Here is a 16,501-nt window from a genome sequence, read left to right as displayed (position 1 = left end):
TCTGCGCCCCTCGGCGAAAAACCAGAGTGTGCGGGGGGCGCCGCGATCAGCGCCGCACCGCCGCCAGAACCTGCGGGTCCGAGCAGCCGCGGACGAATCCTGCGAGGCGACGACGGATCTCGAAGCCGAGCACACGAACGCCGATCCATTCGGCGATCGGTGCGAGCCAGGCCGGGCGGCATGAGAAGTTGTACTTCCACACGGCCAGCGTGCCCTCAGGCACCTCGGTGAACCGCCAGCCCCCGCCGAGCTTGGTGAAGAACCACGGCCCCCGGTCCATCACCATGCCCACATTCGTGGGCGGGGCGTACGACACGTACCGGCTCACCATCGAGAGACCGAACCGCTGCCGGGTGAAGGTGCGCACGCCTTTCGCGGGGGCGACAGCTTCGTCCATGAGATGCTGCTCGCTGATGAACCTGTCCCAGCGTCGGCGCACCGCTCCCGTCGTCTGAGACACCGCGAACGCCGTCGCCGGGTCGACCGGGACGACAGCCTCGGCGCTGACGACGGGCATCGTGCTCGATGTCAGCGCGTCTGGAAGGTGCGCTCGGGGGAACCCGTGTAGAGCTGCTGCGGGCGACCGATCTTGGTCTGCGGGTCGAGCTGCAGCTCGCGCCACTGTGCGAGCCATCCGGGCAGACGACCGATCGCGAACAGCACGGTGAACATGCGCGTCGGGAAGCCCATCGCCTTGTAGATCACGCCGGTGTAGAAGTCGACGTTCGGGTAGAGACGACGCTCTTTGAAGTAGTCGTCTGCGAGTGCGAGCTCCTCGAGCTCCTGAGCGAGGTCGAGCAGCGGATCCGTGACGCCGAGCTCGGCGAGCACTTCGCCTGCCGCCTCCTTGACGAGCTTGGCGCGGGGGTCGTAGTTCTTGTAGACCCGGTGACCGAAGCCCATGAGCTTCACGCCCTCTTCCTTGTTCTTCACCCGCTCGACGAACCGCGAGACGCTCTGGCCCGAGTCGCGGATCTGGCCGAGCATGGTGAGGACGGCTTCGTTCGCCCCGCCGTGCAGCGGCCCGGAGAGGGCCTGGATCCCCGCGGAGATCGATGCGAACTGGTTCGCACCGGTCGAGCCGACGAGGCGCACCGTCGAGGTCGACGCGTTCTGCTCGTGGTCCTCGTGCAGGATGAGCAGCAGCTCGAGGGCCTTCGACATGACCGGGTTGACCTGGTACTCCTCGGAATGCACACCGAAGTTGAGCTTGAGGAAGTTCTCGACGAAGCCGAGGGAGTTGTCGGGGTAGAGGAACGCCTGGCCGATGCTCTTCTTGTGCGCGTAGGCCGCGATGACCGGCAGCTTCGCCAGCATCCGGATCATGTTCAGCTCGACGTGCTCCGGGTTGTGCGGGTCGGTCTGACCCTCGTAATAGGTCGAGAGGGCGGCGACGGCCGACGACAGCACCGACATGGGGTGCGCAGTGTGCGGAAGCGCCGAGAAGAAGCGCTTGAGGTCTTCATGCAGCAGCGTGTGCCGACGGATCTTCTCGTCGAACTCCGCGAGCTCCGCGGCCGAGGGCAGCTCACCGTAGATGAGGAGCCAGGCGACTTCGAGGTAGCTCGTCGATCCGGCGAGCTGCTCGATCGGATACCCGCGGTAGCGCAGGATGCCCTTGTCTCCGTCGATGAACGTGATCGCGGACTTGGTCGACGCGGTGTTCACGAAACCGTAGTCGAGCCCCGTGTAGCCGGTCTGTCGCGTCAGCGTCGAGAAGTCGATGCTGTCATTGCCCGCCGTGCCCCGCACGAGTGGGAATTCAGCGGTCGTCTCGCCGATCGTCAGCTTCGCTGTCGCCTGCTGCTCTGCCGCTGCGCTCACGCGGGCCTCCTCATGGATCTTCATCAAGTCGGATGTGGCGATGTCACGGCGCTGTGCACCAGGTCTGTTCGAGATCGTCGATACACGACCGAATCGCCTTTACAGCCTAGTAGGCGCACAGGCCTACTGTGACAACCGACAAAAGAACCCGCGGTCTGAGGCGAGAACCTACACGGCCTGTTCACGCAGGCGCCGGGCGCCCTCGGCGATCCGCTCGGACGGAGCCGTCAACGCCAGCCGCACATGCTGATCGGAGGACGTGCCGTAGAACGGTCCGGGCCCGGCGAGGATGCCGAGATCGGCCAGCCTCTCGATGCTCGCCCAGGCATCCTGCCCCTCTGTCGCCCACAGATAGAGACCGGCTTCAGAGCCGTCGATCCGGAACCCGGCCGCTTCGAGCGCGGGCCGCAGCATGTCGCGCCGCGCACGATAGAGCTCCTTCTGGGCCGCGACGTGCTCGTCATCACCCAGGGCCACGGCCATCGCGTGCTGCACCGGCTCCGGCGGCATCAACCCGAGATGCTTGCGCGCGGTGAGCAGCTCGCCGACGATGCGCGCGCAGCCTGCCACGAAGGCCGCCCGATAGCCGGCGAGATTCGACTGCTTGCTCAGCGAGTAGACGCTGAGCAGGTTCGCCCTGCTGCCGCCCGTCACGCGCGGGTCGAGGATCGACGGGATCGCCTCGGTCGCCCACCGGCCGTCCCACCCGAGCTCGGCGTAGCACTCGTCGCTGGCGAGCACGGCCCCGAGCTCGCGCGCCCGAAGGACTGCGGCCGACAGCTCGTCCACGGTCCAGGTGCGGCCGTCCGGGTTGCCCGGCGTGTTGATCCAGATGAGCTTGGTGCCCTCGGGCCAGTCGGCGGGATCGTCGGAAGGCAGCGGCGTGGCTCCGGCGACGCGGGCACCCACCTCGTAGGTCGGGTACGCGATGCGAGGATGCACGACGATGTCACCGTCGCCGAGACCCAGCAGAGTCGGCAGCAGCGCCACGAGCTCCTTGGAGCCGATCGTCGGGAGCACGTTGTCGATCGTGAGATCGGACACACTCCTGCGGCGGGCGTACCACGCCACGATCGCCTCGCGCAGAGCGGGCGTGCCGACGGTCTGCGGGTACGCGTGCGCGTCGGTCGCCTCCGACAGCGCTCGGCGGATCAGCTCGGGCGTCGGATCGACGGGCGACCCGACGGACAGGTCGACGATCCCCCGCGGATGCTGGGCGGCGCGCTGGCGGTAGGGAACGACCGCATCCCACGGATAGTCGGCGAGATCGCGAACGCTCACGGACTACTCGCCCTGGGGAGGGAGAGCGGCGATGATCGGGTGATCGTGCGCGATGACGCCTACCTTGGCGGCACCACCGGGCGACCCGACCTCGTCGAAGAACTCGACGTTGGCCTTGTAGTAGTCCTGCCACTCGTCAGGCAGGTCGTCTTCGTAGTAGATCGCCTCGACGGGGCACACCGGTTCGCACGCGCCGCAGTCGACGCATTCGTCCGGGTGGATGTACAGCGAGCGTTCGCCCTCGTAGATACAGTCAACGGGGCACTCGTCGATGCAGGCGCGGTCCTTGACATCGACGCACGGGAGAGCGATCACATACGTCACTCCCCCAGTCTACGACTCGCTGCCCGTCCGATCGCCCAGGACAGGGGGTCGCCGGGCACCCGACACATCGCCATCGGATGCCTCGGTCCGCTCTGCGGGCACGGGCGACTGGGCTTCGACGCGTGCGGGTAGCCGAGAGAACGACGGCCACGCCACGGCGAGCAGTACGAGTCCCGCCACGAGATAGGTCCAGATGCGACCGCTGAGCGTGTCTTCGACCACGACCGATCCGCCTGGGCCCACACCGGAGATGAGCACCAGCATGCCCAGCATGCCGAGTCCCGCGGCGAGAGTCGCTCCACGATCGTGGGTGAGCGCGCGGATCGCGACGAGGATCGCGCCGCACGCGATCGCTCCCACCAGGAGCCCCACGGGCACCGGTCCCCACATCAGACTGTGGCCGATCGTCCCGGCGACGCCGAAGACGCCGCCGACGAGAGCCGCGGCGATCCATGACAGCACCCGGGAGATCCAACCGTTACGCACGAGTCGATCCTACGCGCGCCGACGATCTGCTCCGCTCAGGCGGCGAGCCCGAGCAACCGCAGAAGTGCGGCGACGAGTGCCGCAGCGAACACCACGACCAGGAACGACTGACGCAGCCAGAGAAGACCCCCCGCGACGAGCAGAGCGGGGACCCGCGCATCGACGACCACCGCCTGCCCCGCACCGAGAGTCTGCACGGCGACGAGTGCGGCGAGGAGCGCCACCGTGAGCAGGTCGGAGATTCGCGCCGGTCGTGGTGCCTCGAGCACGCTCGGCGGCACGAGGTAGCCGGTCGCCTTCAGTGCCAGGCAGATCAACGCGGCGAGCAGGATCGCACTCCAGATGCTCATCGAACACCCTCCCCGGCGTCTGCCGCCGCGCCGTCGATTCTCCCCAGCCAGTTGAACCAGCCGACGACGATCGCGACGACCGCGGCGACCAGCACCGGCAGCCCGGGCATGATGAACGGCGTGAGCGCCGCCGCGACGGCCGCTGCGGCCACGCCGACCGCGATGGCCTGGCGTTCCTTGAGGCGTGGCCAGAGCAGCGCCAGGAACGCGGCGGCAGCGGCAGCATCCAGCCCCCAGGTCTTCGGGTCGCCGAGCACGTCGCCGACCAGCGCGCCGATCAGGGTCGTGATGTTCCACCCGAGGAAGATCCCGATGCCGGTGACCCAGAAGCCGACCTGCCTCAGGCGAGGATCACTCTGCGAGATGGCCACCGCGGTGGACTCGTCGATCGTGAAGTGCGCCGCTGCGATCCGGCGGCCTGACGTCGTGCCTACGATCGGAGACATCCGCATGCCGTACGCGACGTTGCGCACCCCGAGCAGCGCCGCCGATGCGATCGCCGAGGGAAGCGCTGACACTCCCCCTGCGGCGAACACGCCGACGAAGGCGAACTGCGATCCACCGGTGAACATCAGCAGACTGAGGACGCACGTCTGCCAGACATCGAGCCCGGATGCCACGGCGAGCGCGCCGAACGAGACGCCATAGGCACTGGTCGCCAGTACCACCCCCAGAGCTTCGCGCCACACCTCGCGCTCGGCGGTCATCGCACAACCGTTCGCTGCAGTGAACACATGACCATCATTCTGAACAACACCGCACGGATGGTCAAGCGAACGATCGTTTGACATACTGAACAGATGGAGGATCTCCGAACCCGCATCGCCCGCACGTTGCGCAAAGAGCGTGAGAGGGCCGGCCTGTCCGTCTCCGAGCTGGCACGCCGCGCGGGGATCTCGAAGGCGACCGTCTCGCAACTCGAATCCGGCTCGGGCAATCCCAGCGTCGAGACGCTCTGGGCTCTGGGCGTCGCGCTCGGGGTCCCGTTCGCCGTCCTCGTCGACCAGCAGACCAATGCGCCGACGCTCATCCGCGCCGACGATCATGCGGGGGTGCCGTCGTCAGCGGCGGCATACAGCGCGACCCTGCTGTCGGCGAGCCCTCCGGGCGCCCGGCGGGACGTCTACCTGATCCACGCCGAGCCCGGCGATCCGCGGCGCTCCGATCCGCATCATCCGGGGACCACCGAGCACGTGGTCCTCATCTCCGGGCAAGCCCGGATCGGCCCGGCAGACGCCCCGGTGCTGCTCGATCCCGGCGACTACCTCTCGTATGCCGGCGACGCACCGCACCTGTTCGAGGCGACCGTCGCCGGAACCAGCGCGGTTCTCATCTCCGAGCTGCGCTGAGCGTCATTCCGGACCCGCGCCCGCGACCGGTGACGGGTCGGGGATCTCGTCGGGCTTGTACCTCGGAAGCCTCGATGCCGGCAGGATCGCCACCGCGCTGAGGCCTGCGAGCAGCAGCAGCCCGAGTCGCAGCGTACCCAGACGCGACTCCTCATTGACGGCCACCGCCGCGTCGATCTGCTCCGGGGTCGCGTCGGTCTGTTCGAGCGCCACGCGGAGATCGTCGTTGCTGACGAAGTTCAGGTTGTCCATGTCGACCTGCGCGACGAGCGAGGGCGGCAGGTCAGGATGCTCGACGACCGCGCGACCGATGCTCAGTCCGAGAAGCGAGACGAGGAGCGCGCCGGCCAGGGCGGTTCCGACCGCTGAGGCGAGGTTCTGCGTCGTGCCTCGGAGTGACCCGACATCCCCTGCGAGCTCGGCGGGGGCGGAGGTGACGAGCACGTTGAACACGAGGGTCACGAGCGCACCCTGACCGATCCCGAAGACGATGAGTCCGAGGATCGTCGGGAGCGTCTCCCAGTTGTTGTTCACGACGAAGGACAGCCAGACGAGCGCGACCGTCGTCAGGATGAAACCGAAGACGCCGATCACCCGCGGCGGATAGCGCTTGTAGAAGCGGACGACGAGCGTGGCGGTGATGAAGACCGTCAGGTTGAACGGCATCATCGCCAGCGACGTGTCGAAAGGCGTCCTCCCCTGCACTATCTGGATGTACAGCGGGATGGTGAAGTTCACGCACGCCTCGAGCGCCACGACGATGAACATCGCGTAGACGGCCGCGCGCTCCTTCGACGAGTCGAGGATGCTGAGGTCGATCAGGGGCACCTTGCCCTCGGCCATTCGCCTCCGAGTCCAGACGAAGAAGCACTGCCCGAGCACGATCCCCACGACGACGAAAGCGGGTGCGGGTGAGAGTCCGAGGATGCTGAAGGGCGCAGCCTCCGTCGCGGCGACCGCACCCCACCCGTTCAGGTTGTTGAAGCCGAGGGTGAGAAGGACGATCGCCGCGCCGATGAGCAGCGAGGCGACGAGGTCGATGCGGATCGACGCATCTCCGCGATCACCACGGAGGGTGAAGCTGAATGCGAACACCACCACCGCGATGCCGAACACGATGAAGAACATCGGACGCCATCCGACGAGCGTTCCGAGAGTGCCGCCGATCAGGAAGGCGGTGACCCCCGAGATCGCCCTGGCGGAGCCGATGGCGCCGATCGCTGTGGCCTGCTGCGGTCCGCGATAGTTCTCGGCGATCAGCGCCACGATCGAGGGGACGATGATCGCCGCCGCCGCGCCGGCGACAGCCTGTCCCGCGATCGCCCACCCCACGCTCGGAGACACGATCATCAGCACGGAGGATGCGGCGAAGAGGCCGATCACGATACGGAAGATGAGCACCCAGCCGATTCTTTGACCGAGCTTCGCGCCGGTCATGACCAGCGCTGCCACCGCGAGCCCGTACATCACGATCGTCGTGCTGGCGACGGTCGGCGGCACTCCGAACTCGCTGACCATGCCACCGAGCGAGATCGGGAGGGCGGCCACGTTGAACGACATGAGCACCTGGGCGAGGAAGAGGCTGACGAGCGGCATCCAGGAGGTCTTGGTGGGCGCCGGGGCGGTCTGAGTCATGGCAAGGTCCTCCGAACGGTGGATGGGGTCAGTCCGTCGGCCGAGTGGTCGCCGAGGGTGCAGAAGCGAACAGGTTCAGCCCGAGTGCGCGCGAGAGGTGTCCGATCGCGAGCTGCGACCGCACCGAATTGCCCGCGGGATCGAGACGAGGGGAGAATCCGGCGACTGCGCCCTTGCCAGGTGCGACTGCCACGATGCCTCCTGCGACCCCCGACTTGGCCGGCAGCCCGATCTCGAACAGCCACTCCCCCGAGGTCTCGTAGAGGCCGGTCGAGGCGACGACGGCGAGGGTGTCGCGACACACATCCGCCGAGACGACACGCTCGCCGGTGATCGGGTTCACGCCGCCGTCTGCGAGTGTCGCTCCCATCACCGCGAGATCATGCGCGGTGACGCTGAGCGCGCACTGACGCGTGTAGACGTCCACCACTTCATCCGGGTCACCGGACAGCCGACCGTAGCTGCGCAGCAGCCATCCCATCGCCCGGTTCCGCTCGTTCGTTTCCGCCTCCGACGCGTAGACGATCCCGTCGAGGCTCAGCGGGCGTCCGGCGAACGCCGAGAGCCCCTCTCGGACGCGCTCCCACTGCTCGACGGCCGTCTGCCCCGGCATGAGCGCCGTGGTGGCGATCGCACCGGCGTTGACCATCGGATTCATGGGATGCCCCGCATTGAGCTCTAGCGCCATCAACGAGTTGAAGGCGAGTCCCGTGTTGTTCACACCGACGATCTCGCGCACCCGCTCATGGCCGTGCTCCTGGATGGCCAGCGCGTAGACGAACATCTTCGATATCGACTGGATCGAGAACGGATGCACTGCATCTCCGGCGTCGTGCAGGCCGCCATCGACCTCGATGACCGCGAGGCCGAACAACTCGGGGTCGACTTCCGCGAGCACCGGAATGTAGTCGGCGACAGCGCCCCTCCGGTCATCCGCGTAACGGCGGTGGGCTTCGCGTACGAGCTCGTCGACGCTGTCCCACCCCGGCAACGCCCCGGTCGACACCTGTTGGGGGATGTCTGCCAGTGCCGCGACGTCCATGCGTTCTCCTCCGAGTTCACGACCCCCCAGCCGTCACCGCTCACCGTAGTGGCAATGCCTCGCGCTGCCTAGAGCACAGAGTGCCTGTTTCAGCTTCTGTCCGAGAACGCCGAGACCCACCGCCGCACGCGTGCGGGGTGGGTCTCGGTGGTGACGCCGGTCGGATGCCGGGTGCTCAGTACCAGTTCACGGACTGCGAGTGCCCCCACGCGCTACAGGGGGTGCCGTACACCGACGAGATGTATCCCAGACCCCAGCGGATCTGCGTGGCCGCGTTCGTCTGCCAGTCGGATCCGGCAGACGCCATCTTGCTTCCGGGCAGAGCCTGCGGAATCCCCGTCGCGCCCCCCGAGGCGTTGTACGCCTTGTAGTTCCAGCCGGATTCCTTGGTCCACAGTGAATCCAGGCAGGAGAACTGGTCGGCACCCCACCCGTACTGACCTGAAGCGATGTCGCGAGCCGCGGCCTTCGCACCGTCGACGGTGTTCGTCTGAGCGAGTGCCGCGGCTTCAGCCGCCGCCTGCACTGCAGCCGCGTCCGCGGCCGCTTTCGCCTGCTGAGCAGCCACGAACGATTCCTGCAGGGCGGCGGTCTCAGCGACGATCTCGTCCGTCCCGGTGACCGCATACGCAGTGAGGCTCGTGAGCTCCCGGTCAGAGAACTCGTCGCGGTCCGAGAGCTGAGCGACCCAGGCGGTCACGTCGGCGGTATCGACCGAAGAGGGTGCAGTGCCGAGGTCGAGACCCGATGCCGCGACCTCGGCGTTCACAGCCTCAGCTGCGGCGACGGCTTCCTGAGCGGCGACCATCGTCAGGGCTGAGTCGTCAGCGCTCTTCGCCGGCTGATCGGTCTCGCCGGTGACGAAGGACGTGACGCCGGCGACGGCGTCCGGCAGCTCGGCACCGGCCGCGGGGGCGGACACGATGCCGACGGTCAGGGCGACACCGAGCAGGCCGCCGGTGATGGTGCCGAGAATCAGCTTGGGGCGACGTGCCGTGATCGCGTTGCGGGCTGATGCCGCCGCGTGGGCGCGCCGAAGCGCACGGGTGTTCTGAAGCATGGGTTCGACTTTCGGGTCGTCGTACGCCCGTAACAGGACACTCATCGGGAGGTTGCCCCAGGCGCAAGGTAACGATTCTGCAACGTCCCGCCTGGGTGTTTCATGAAAAAAGGGCCCTGTGCAGTCATTTTCAGCTGCGCAGGGCCCTTCTCTTAGAGGATTCTCAGGAGCCGGCATCCTGACGCTTCAGGCGCGCGGTGTCGCGAGCACGCGTGTTGGCGTCGAGGTTGACCTTGCGGATGCGGACGACCTCGGGAGTGACCTCGACACATTCGTCGTCACGGGCGAACTCGAGGCTCTCCTCGAGCGTCAGCTGGCGCGGAGGGGTCATCGACTCGAAGGTGTCGGAGCTCGCCGCACGCATGTTGGTGAGCTTCTTCTCCTTCGTGATGTTGACGTCCATGTCGTCGGCGCGCGAGTTCTCGCCGATGACCATGCCCTCGTAGACCTCCTGCGTGGGCTGCACGAAGAACGACATGCGCTCCTGCAGGGCGATCATCGCGAAGGGGGTGACGACACCCGAGCGGTCCGCGACGATCGAGCCGTTCTGGCGGGTCGTGATGGAACCTGCCCACGGCTCGTAGCCGTGCGAGATCGCGTTGGCGATTCCGGTGCCGCGGGTCGTGGTCAGGAACTCGCTGCGGAAGCCGATGAGGCCACGGGACGGGACGATGAACTCCATGCGCACCCAGCCGGTGCCGTGGTTCGTCATGTTCTCCATGCGGCCCTTGCGGTTCGCGAGCAGCTGCGTGATGGCGCCGAGGTGCTCCTCCGGCGTGTCGATCGTGAGGTGCTCGAACGGCTCGTAGGTCTTGCCGTCGATCTTCTTCGTGACCACCTGCGGCTTGCCGACCGTGAGCTCGAAGCCTTCACGACGCATGTTCTCGACGAGGATCGCCAGAGCGAGCTCGCCACGCCCCTGGACCTCCCAGGCGTCGGGGCGTCCGACGTCGACGACCTTGAGCGAGACGTTGCCGATCAGCTCCTTGTCGAGACGGTCCTTGACCATGCGAGCGGTGAGCTTGTGGCCCTTGACCTTGCCCATGAGCGGCGAGGTGTTCGTGCCGATGGTCATCGAGATGGCGGGGTCGTCGACCGTGATCGCGGGAAGCGGGCGGACGTCCTCGGGGTCGGCGATGGTCTCGCCGATCGTGATGTTCTCGAAGCCGGCGATGGCGACGATGTCGCCGGGGCCTGCGGACTCGGCGGGGTAGCGCTCGAGTGCACGCGTCTTGAGCAGCTCGGTGATGCGAGCGTTCTGGTGCGTGCCGTCTGCACGGACCCAGGCGACGGTCTGGCCCTTCTTCAGCGTGCCGTTGAAGACGCGGAGAAGCGCGAGGCGACCGAGGAACGGGCTGGAGTCGAGGTTGGTGACCCAGGCCTGCAGCGGGTGCTCGTCGTCGTACTCCGGAGCCGGAACGTGCTCGAGGATCGCCTCGAAGAGCGGCTCGAGGTCGTCGTTGTCAGGCAGCGACCCGTCGGCCGGGCGGTTGCGCGACGCAGCGCCGGCACGGCCGGAGGCGTAGACGACGGGGACGTCGAGCAGAGCGTCGACGTCGAGGTCGGGCACGTCGTCGACGAGGTCGGATGCGAGGCCGAGCAGCAGGTCGTGGGCCTCTTCCTCGACCTCGGCGATGCGAGCGTCGGGGCGGTCGGTCTTGTTGACCAGGAGGATGACGGGCAGCTTGGCCTCGAGCGCCTTGCGCAGCACGAAGCGGGTCTGCGGAAGCGGGCCCTCGCTGGCGTCGACGAGCAGCACGACACCGTCGACCATGGACAGGCCGCGCTCGACCTCTCCACCGAAGTCGGCGTGACCGGGGGTGTCGATCACGTTGATAGTGATCTCCTTGCCCTGAGCATGCTTGCCCTTGTAGGTGATCGCCGTGTTCTTGGCGAGGATCGTGATGCCCTTCTCACGCTCCAGGTCGTTGGAGTCCATCGCGCGTTCATCGACATGCGCGTGTTCGCCGAAGGAGCCCGTCTGACGCAGCATGGCGTCGACGAGGGTGGTCTTACCGTGGTCGACGTGAGCGACGATTGCGACGTTGCGGAGGTCAGAACGGAGGGCGTGCGCCATGCAGATGTCCTAAAGAGTGTGGGGTTTTGCCGAGAAGCCGACGTTCCAGACTACCGTATGCCGACGACTCGTTCCTGAGCGCTCGAAGTACGATCGGGAACGTGACCGCTGTCGACCTCTCCCCCGCCCCCTCTCGCAGTCGCCTGTGGTGGGAGATCGCCATCGTCCTCGCCCTCGGTCTCGGCCAATCGGCGGTGTACGCGATCGTTCAGCTCGCCTACCGGCTCACGGACGAGACGCCGCTGGCCGATCAGACCGCCACCCTCAACCCCTCCCGAAGCGACAGGGAGATCTTCGACCTGATCTACCAGGTCCTGTCGATCGGGTTCTCCCTCGTCCCGGTGCTGCTCGTGTGCTTCCTGCTGTGGCAGTCGTCCAGACCGCATCTCGGCCGACTGGGTCTCGACGGCACCCGGGTCGGACCCGATGTCGGTCGAGGCATCCTGCTGGTCGCGGCCATCGGCATCCCCGGTCTCGGTCTGTATCTCGCCGGGCGTGCCCTCGGACTCTTCGTCGCGGTCAACCCGGCAGGGCTCGACACCCACTGGTGGACGGTCCCGGTCCTTCTCCTCGCGGCAGCCCGGGCATCGCTGCAGGAGGAGTTCGTCGTGCTCGGCTATCTCTTCGCGCGGCTCAGGCAGCTGGGCTGGGGGCCCTGGGCGATCATCTTCACCACATCGGTGCTGCGGGCGAGCTACCACCTCTATCAGGGCCCTGGAGCGTTCATCGGGAACCTGGCGATGGGGCTGCTCTTCGGATGGCTGTTCCAGCGCAGCGGACGGCTCATGCCGTTCCTCGTCGCGCACTTCCTGATCGACGCCACGGTGTTCGTCGGCTACCCCTGGGCGGCGGCCACCTGGCCGATGCTCTTCGGGCTCCCCGGCTGACGGTGCTCCGCGCGCTCAGCCGTTCGCGATGACGATCGACGCCACGGCCCAGAGCACGATGACGCCGAGCGCGATGAGCGCCCGAGAGTCCCAGGTGCGGCGGATCGGAGCGTCCGCGGTCGAGGGAGCCGCCTGCCAGCGGTCCCGGATCTCGGTGAGCTCGCGGAGTCCGGCAGGCGCCTTGGCCTCGTCGTCCTCGCGCACCTGGCGCCGGATCGGACGTGCTCTCGCCGGTCCCCCGTAACTGGAGAGATCCGTGCCGTCGTCGAGCGAGAAGACGAGCTGCCAGCGCAGGTCGATGTCGCGGACGCGGCTCCACCCGAACGACGTCCGGCGCAGCATGTTCTGCACCATCGCCCCCTCGCCGTCGACGCGCACGACCGAGACGAAGGCGATCTCGTACACGACCCAGAGACCGAGCAGCACCCACGGGGCGAGCAGGAGCATCTGTCCCCACCCGGCACGCACGACGGCATCGCCGAGCAGGAAGAGCGCGAGCAGCGAGCAGAGAACGAGGGAGACAGGCCCGGAGGCCGCACGGAATCTCCGTGCGGCCTCCGGTCGAGGTTCGGTGCTCACTCTCAGTGACCGCCGAGGGTGATCGATGCCCCGGGGATCGCCTTCAGCAGACGATCGGTGTACTCCTGCTGCGGGTTGGCGAAGATCTCGTCGACGGTGCCCTGCTCGACGATCTTTCCCTTCTCCATGACGCACACGAGGTCGCTCGAGACACGGACGACGGCGAGGTCGTGCGTGATGAACAGATACGTGAGCCCGAGCTCCGACTGGAGCTCGGCCAGCAGCTGCAGCACCTGATCCTGCACCAGCACGTCGAGCGCCGACACCGCCTCATCGAGGACGATGATGTCGGGCTTGAGCGCGAGCGCACGCGCGATGGCGACACGCTGACGCTGTCCGCCCGAGAGCTCGTTCGGATACCGGGTCGCCAGAACGCGCGGCAGCGAGACCTGGTCGAGCAGCTCCTCGACCCGCTCGCGCTGTGACGCGCGGTCGCCGACACCGTGGATCTGCAGCGGTTCGGCGATCGTGTTGCCGATGTTGCGCAGCGGGTCGAGCGAGCCGTACGGGTCCTGGAACACGGGCTGCATGCGCCGACGCAGTCCGAACGCCTGAGCGTTCGAGAGCTTCGACACATCCTGGCCGTCGATCTCGATGACGCCGCTGGTGGGCTCCTCGAGCTTCAGCACCATCTTCGCCACGGTGGACTTGCCGGAACCTGACTCCCCCACCAGGGCGAGGGTCTTGCCACGGGGGATCGCGAACGAGACGTCGTCGACCGCACGGAAGGCTTCACTGCGGAAGCCGCCCTGGCGGATCCGATAGTCCTTCGTGAGCCCGGCGACGCGCACCGTCGGCGGGATGTCGGCGAGGTCGTCGAGAGTCTCGATGCCTCGATCCTCCACCACCGCCTGGATACGCTGCGATGCGACGCTGGGCGCCGCGGCGACCAGCCGCTTCGTGTACGGATGCTGCGGGTTCTCGAGGATCTCGCGGCTGGGGCCGGCCTCGACGATGTTGCCGCCGTTCATCACGATGATCTTGTCGGCACGCTCGGCGGCGAGGCCGAGGTCGTGCGTGATCAGGAGCACCGAGGTGCCCTTGTCGCGAGTGAGCGAGGCCATGTGATCGAGGATCACGCGCTGCACCGTCACATCGAGAGCCGAGGTCGGCTCGTCGGCGATGAGCAGCTTCGGGTCGGCCGCGAGGCCCATGCCGATCAGCGCACGCTGGCGCATGCCGCCCGAGAACTGGTGCGGGAACTGGTGCAGACGCTTCTCGGCGTCAGCCAGACCGGCCTGCTGCAGCACCTCGACGGTGCGCGCCTTGGCGGCGTCGCGCCCCTGAGCGATGCCGTTCGCACGGATCGCCTCCTTGACCTGGAAGCCGATGCTCCAGACCGGGTTGAGGTTCGACATCGGATCCTGCGGCACGAAGCCGATATCCCGACCGCGCACAGCCTCGATCTCGCGACGGTTGAGTGTCGTGAGCTCGCGGCCTTCGAGGGTGATCGAACCGGCGGTGACCTCGCCGGTTCCCGGGAGCAGGTTCACGATGGCCGTGGCCGTCGTGGACTTGCCGGAGCCCGACTCGCCCACGATCGCGACGGTCTCGCCGGGCATGACGTCGAAGCTGACTCCGTGGAGCACTTCGCGCAGGCCCTCCTGCGTGCGGAACGCGACCGTGAGGTCGCGGATGCTCAGCAGCGGGACCTGTTCGGTGATTCGCTCGCTCATCGGCGTGCCCTCGCCTTCGGGTCGAGGGCGTCTCGGATGAGCTCGCCCAGGGTGACGAACGCCAGCACCGCGAGGGTGAGTGCGATCGACGGATAGATGAGCGCCATCGGCGCGACACGCAGCGAGGCCTGAGCCTTCGCGATGTCGTTGCCCCACGACATCACGTCGCTGCCGAGACCCACACCGAGGAACGACAGGGTGGCCTCCGCGACGATCGCCGCCGCGAGTCCGAGCGTGGAGACGACGAGGAGCGGCGCGATGGCGTTCGGGACGACGTGGTTCAGGAGGATCTTGAACTTCGACTGACCGAGCGCCTGCGAGGCCATGACGAAGTCCGCCTGCCGCACCCGGAGCACCTCAGCGCGCACGACGCGGGCCGTCGAGGCCCACGCGAACGCTCCGATAGCGAAGGCGAGTGTCCACACCGAGCGGGAATCCCGGAAGACGGTCATCACGACGACTGCCGCGAGGATGTACGGGATCGCGAAGAAGATGTCGCCGATGCGCGACAGCAGACCGTCGAGCCATCCGCCGTAGAAGCCCGCGAGGGCTCCCATGATCAGGCCGAGGACCGACGAGATCAGGGTCGCGATCAGACCGACCGCAAGGGAGGTCTGCGACCCCCAGACGATGCGGGCGTAGATGTCACAGCCCTGGAACGTGAACCCCAGCGGGTGCCCCTCGGTCGGGCCGCCGTTGCTGTTCGCCAACTGGCAGTCGTCGTTCGGCGGTGTGGCGGTGAACAGGGTCGGCCACAGCGCCATGACGAGGAAGAAGAGCGCGAGCACGATCGAGAACCAGAACAGCGGACGACGCCGGACGTCGAACCAGGCGTCTCGCCAGAGATTGCTGGGCTTGTCGGAGATGCGGACGGCGTCGACAGCGATCGACTCCGTCTCGATCGGGGCGACGTAGTGCTTCTGAGAGGTGGGATCAGGCATAGCGAATCCTCGGGTCGAGCAGACCGTAGAGCAGGTCGATGAGAAGGTTCACCAACACGTACAGGATGACGAACACGGTCACGAACGAGACGACCGTGGGTCCCTCGCCGCGCTGGATCGCCTGGAACAGCGTGTTTCCCACACCGGGGACGTTGAAGATGCCCTCGGTGACGGTGGCACCCACGAGCAGCACGCCGAAGTTCGTGGCGGAGTTGGTGATCACGGGGATCAGCGAGTTGCGCAGCACGTGCACGGGCAGAACACGGTTGCGCGACAGGCCCTTGCTGTAGGCCGTGCGCACCCAGTCCTGGTTCAAGGTCTCGATGACGGAGCTGCGCATCAGGCGCATGCTCACGGCGTAGAGGCTGAACCCGAGCACGATCGCCGGCAGCCAGAGACCGCCCCAGCCGTTGTCCGCGCCGACAGTGGGCTTGAACCATCCGAGCTGGATCGCGAGGAAGTACTGCGCGAGGAACGCGACGACGAAGATCGGGATCGCGATCGCGACGAGCGCGACGACGAGCGAGACGTTGTCGAACAGCTTGCCCTTGCGCAGTGCCGAGATGGTGCCGATGATGATCGCCAGCACGAACTCGATGGCGATCGCCATCACCGCGAGGCGGCCGGTCACGGGAAGCGTGGCGGCGAGCACCGCAGACACCGGCCGACCGGAGTAGGTGGTGCCCAGGTCACCCTGGAACACGCCGGTGATGTAGTACCAGTACTGCACGATGAACGGATCGTTCAGGTGGTACTGCTCGCGCAGCTGTGTGACGACTGCCGGACTCGGCGTCTTGTCGCCGAACAGGGCGAGGATCGGATCGCCGGGCATGGCGAACACGAGGAAGTAAATGAGCAGGGTGGCTCCGAAGAAGACCGGGATCACCTGCAGAAGACGTCTCAGAATGTAACCGAGCATCCGCTTGTCCCTTCTTAGAGGGCAGAGAAAGCCATGCGAACACAAGCCTGTGAGGCGGTGACGAAGAATCG

17 protein-coding genes are annotated in these 16,501 nt (G+C 67.1%); 2 read left to right on the top strand and 15 right to left on the bottom strand.

The window, feature by feature from the left end:
* Positions 1 to 46: 46 nt before the first annotated feature.
* The 7 genes from ACZ0AA_RS01430 to ACZ0AA_RS01400 form a co-directional block, all read right to left on the bottom strand.
* The gene (locus ACZ0AA_RS01430) at positions 47 to 517 is read right to left on the bottom strand and encodes an SRPBCC family protein (protein ID WP_463511935.1); all 471 of its coding nucleotides are present in this window, start codon (positions 515 to 517) and stop codon (positions 47 to 49) included.
* Positions 518 to 528: 11 nt separating this feature from the next.
* Positions 529 to 1,848 carry a citrate synthase gene (locus ACZ0AA_RS01425; RefSeq protein ID WP_150115050.1) on the bottom strand — a complete coding sequence of 440 codons (1,320 nt, stop codon included), beginning with the start codon at positions 1,846 to 1,848 and terminating at the stop codon, positions 529 to 531.
* Positions 1,849 to 1,992: 144 nt separating this feature from the next.
* Positions 1,993 to 3,105, bottom strand: a complete 1,113-nt coding sequence (gene dapC, locus ACZ0AA_RS01420) for a succinyldiaminopimelate transaminase (RefSeq protein ID WP_463511934.1) — start codon at positions 3,103 to 3,105, stop codon at positions 1,993 to 1,995.
* Positions 3,106 to 3,108: 3 nt separating this feature from the next.
* Positions 3,109 to 3,429: a ferredoxin gene (gene fdxA / locus ACZ0AA_RS01415; RefSeq protein ID WP_042542002.1), complete on the bottom strand. Its 321-nt coding sequence runs from the start codon at positions 3,427 to 3,429 to the stop codon at positions 3,109 to 3,111.
* A 9-nt stretch (positions 3,430 to 3,438) separates the two neighbouring features.
* Complete coding sequence (locus ACZ0AA_RS01410; protein ID WP_463511933.1) at positions 3,439 to 3,915, bottom strand: histidinol dehydrogenase; 477 nt, start codon at positions 3,913 to 3,915, stop codon at positions 3,439 to 3,441.
* Positions 3,916 to 3,950: 35 nt separating this feature from the next.
* Entirely contained in the window at positions 3,951 to 4,265 is a 315-nt protein-coding gene (locus tag ACZ0AA_RS01405; protein WP_463511932.1) for an AzlD domain-containing protein, read from the bottom strand.
* Entirely contained in the window at positions 4,262 to 4,972 is a 711-nt protein-coding gene (locus ACZ0AA_RS01400; RefSeq protein WP_463511931.1) for an AzlC family ABC transporter permease, read from the bottom strand. The genes ACZ0AA_RS01405 and ACZ0AA_RS01400 overlap by 4 nt, the downstream gene beginning before the upstream one ends.
* A 93-nt stretch (positions 4,973 to 5,065) precedes the next feature.
* Here ACZ0AA_RS01400 and ACZ0AA_RS01395 point away from each other — a divergent pair, with 93 nt between their 5' ends.
* Positions 5,066 to 5,614, top strand: coding sequence for a helix-turn-helix domain-containing protein (locus ACZ0AA_RS01395; RefSeq protein ID WP_463511930.1), 549 nt, complete (start codon positions 5,066 to 5,068; stop codon positions 5,612 to 5,614).
* 3 nt (positions 5,615 to 5,617) lie between these two features.
* Here the strand turns inward: ACZ0AA_RS01395 and ACZ0AA_RS01390 are convergent, their stop codons facing one another.
* From ACZ0AA_RS01390 to typA, 4 genes are all read right to left on the bottom strand, one after another.
* Positions 5,618 to 7,249 carry an MFS transporter gene (locus ACZ0AA_RS01390; protein ID WP_463511929.1) on the bottom strand — a complete coding sequence of 544 codons (1,632 nt, stop codon included), beginning with the start codon at positions 7,247 to 7,249 and terminating at the stop codon, positions 5,618 to 5,620.
* A 28-nt stretch (positions 7,250 to 7,277) separates the two neighbouring features.
* Complete coding sequence (glsA, locus tag ACZ0AA_RS01385) at positions 7,278 to 8,291, bottom strand: glutaminase A (protein WP_400861303.1); 1,014 nt, start codon at positions 8,289 to 8,291, stop codon at positions 7,278 to 7,280.
* 175 nt (positions 8,292 to 8,466) lie between these two features.
* Positions 8,467 to 9,351 carry an aggregation-promoting factor C-terminal-like domain-containing protein gene (locus ACZ0AA_RS01380; protein WP_400861305.1) on the bottom strand — a complete coding sequence of 295 codons (885 nt, stop codon included), beginning with the start codon at positions 9,349 to 9,351 and terminating at the stop codon, positions 8,467 to 8,469.
* Between the two features lie 163 nt (positions 9,352 to 9,514).
* Positions 9,515 to 11,428, bottom strand: a complete 1,914-nt coding sequence (gene typA, locus ACZ0AA_RS01375) for a translational GTPase TypA (protein WP_400861308.1) — start codon at positions 11,426 to 11,428, stop codon at positions 9,515 to 9,517.
* Positions 11,429 to 11,520: 92 nt separating this feature from the next.
* Between typA and ACZ0AA_RS01370 the strand changes: the two genes are divergently transcribed.
* Complete coding sequence (locus tag ACZ0AA_RS01370) at positions 11,521 to 12,315, top strand: CPBP family intramembrane glutamic endopeptidase (protein WP_400864615.1); 795 nt, start codon at positions 11,521 to 11,523, stop codon at positions 12,313 to 12,315.
* Between the two features lie 15 nt (positions 12,316 to 12,330).
* Here the strand turns inward: ACZ0AA_RS01370 and ACZ0AA_RS01365 are convergent, their stop codons facing one another.
* Genes ACZ0AA_RS01365 through ACZ0AA_RS01350 form a run of 4 tightly spaced genes read right to left on the bottom strand, consistent with a single transcriptional unit; the run spans position 12,331 to position 16,430 of the window.
* On the bottom strand, positions 12,331 to 12,894 hold the full coding sequence (locus tag ACZ0AA_RS01365) for a PH domain-containing protein (RefSeq protein WP_400861311.1): 564 nt from the start codon (positions 12,892 to 12,894) through the stop codon (positions 12,331 to 12,333).
* A 2-nt stretch (positions 12,895 to 12,896) separates the two neighbouring features.
* Positions 12,897 to 14,570, bottom strand: a complete 1,674-nt coding sequence (locus ACZ0AA_RS01360; RefSeq protein WP_400861313.1) for a dipeptide ABC transporter ATP-binding protein — start codon at positions 14,568 to 14,570, stop codon at positions 12,897 to 12,899.
* Positions 14,567 to 15,511, bottom strand: coding sequence for an ABC transporter permease (locus ACZ0AA_RS01355; RefSeq protein WP_400861316.1), 945 nt, complete (start codon positions 15,509 to 15,511; stop codon positions 14,567 to 14,569). Before ACZ0AA_RS01355 ends, ACZ0AA_RS01360 begins: the two co-directional genes overlap by 4 nt.
* Positions 15,504 to 16,430 carry an ABC transporter permease gene (locus tag ACZ0AA_RS01350; protein ID WP_400861318.1) on the bottom strand — a complete coding sequence of 309 codons (927 nt, stop codon included), beginning with the start codon at positions 16,428 to 16,430 and terminating at the stop codon, positions 15,504 to 15,506. The genes ACZ0AA_RS01355 and ACZ0AA_RS01350 overlap by 8 nt, the downstream gene beginning before the upstream one ends.
* Positions 16,431 to 16,501 lie beyond the last annotated feature (71 nt).

It is taken from the genome of Microbacterium sp. AC035, from assembly GCF_979258485.1.
This window is presented reverse-complemented; position numbering and strand designations above follow the sequence as displayed.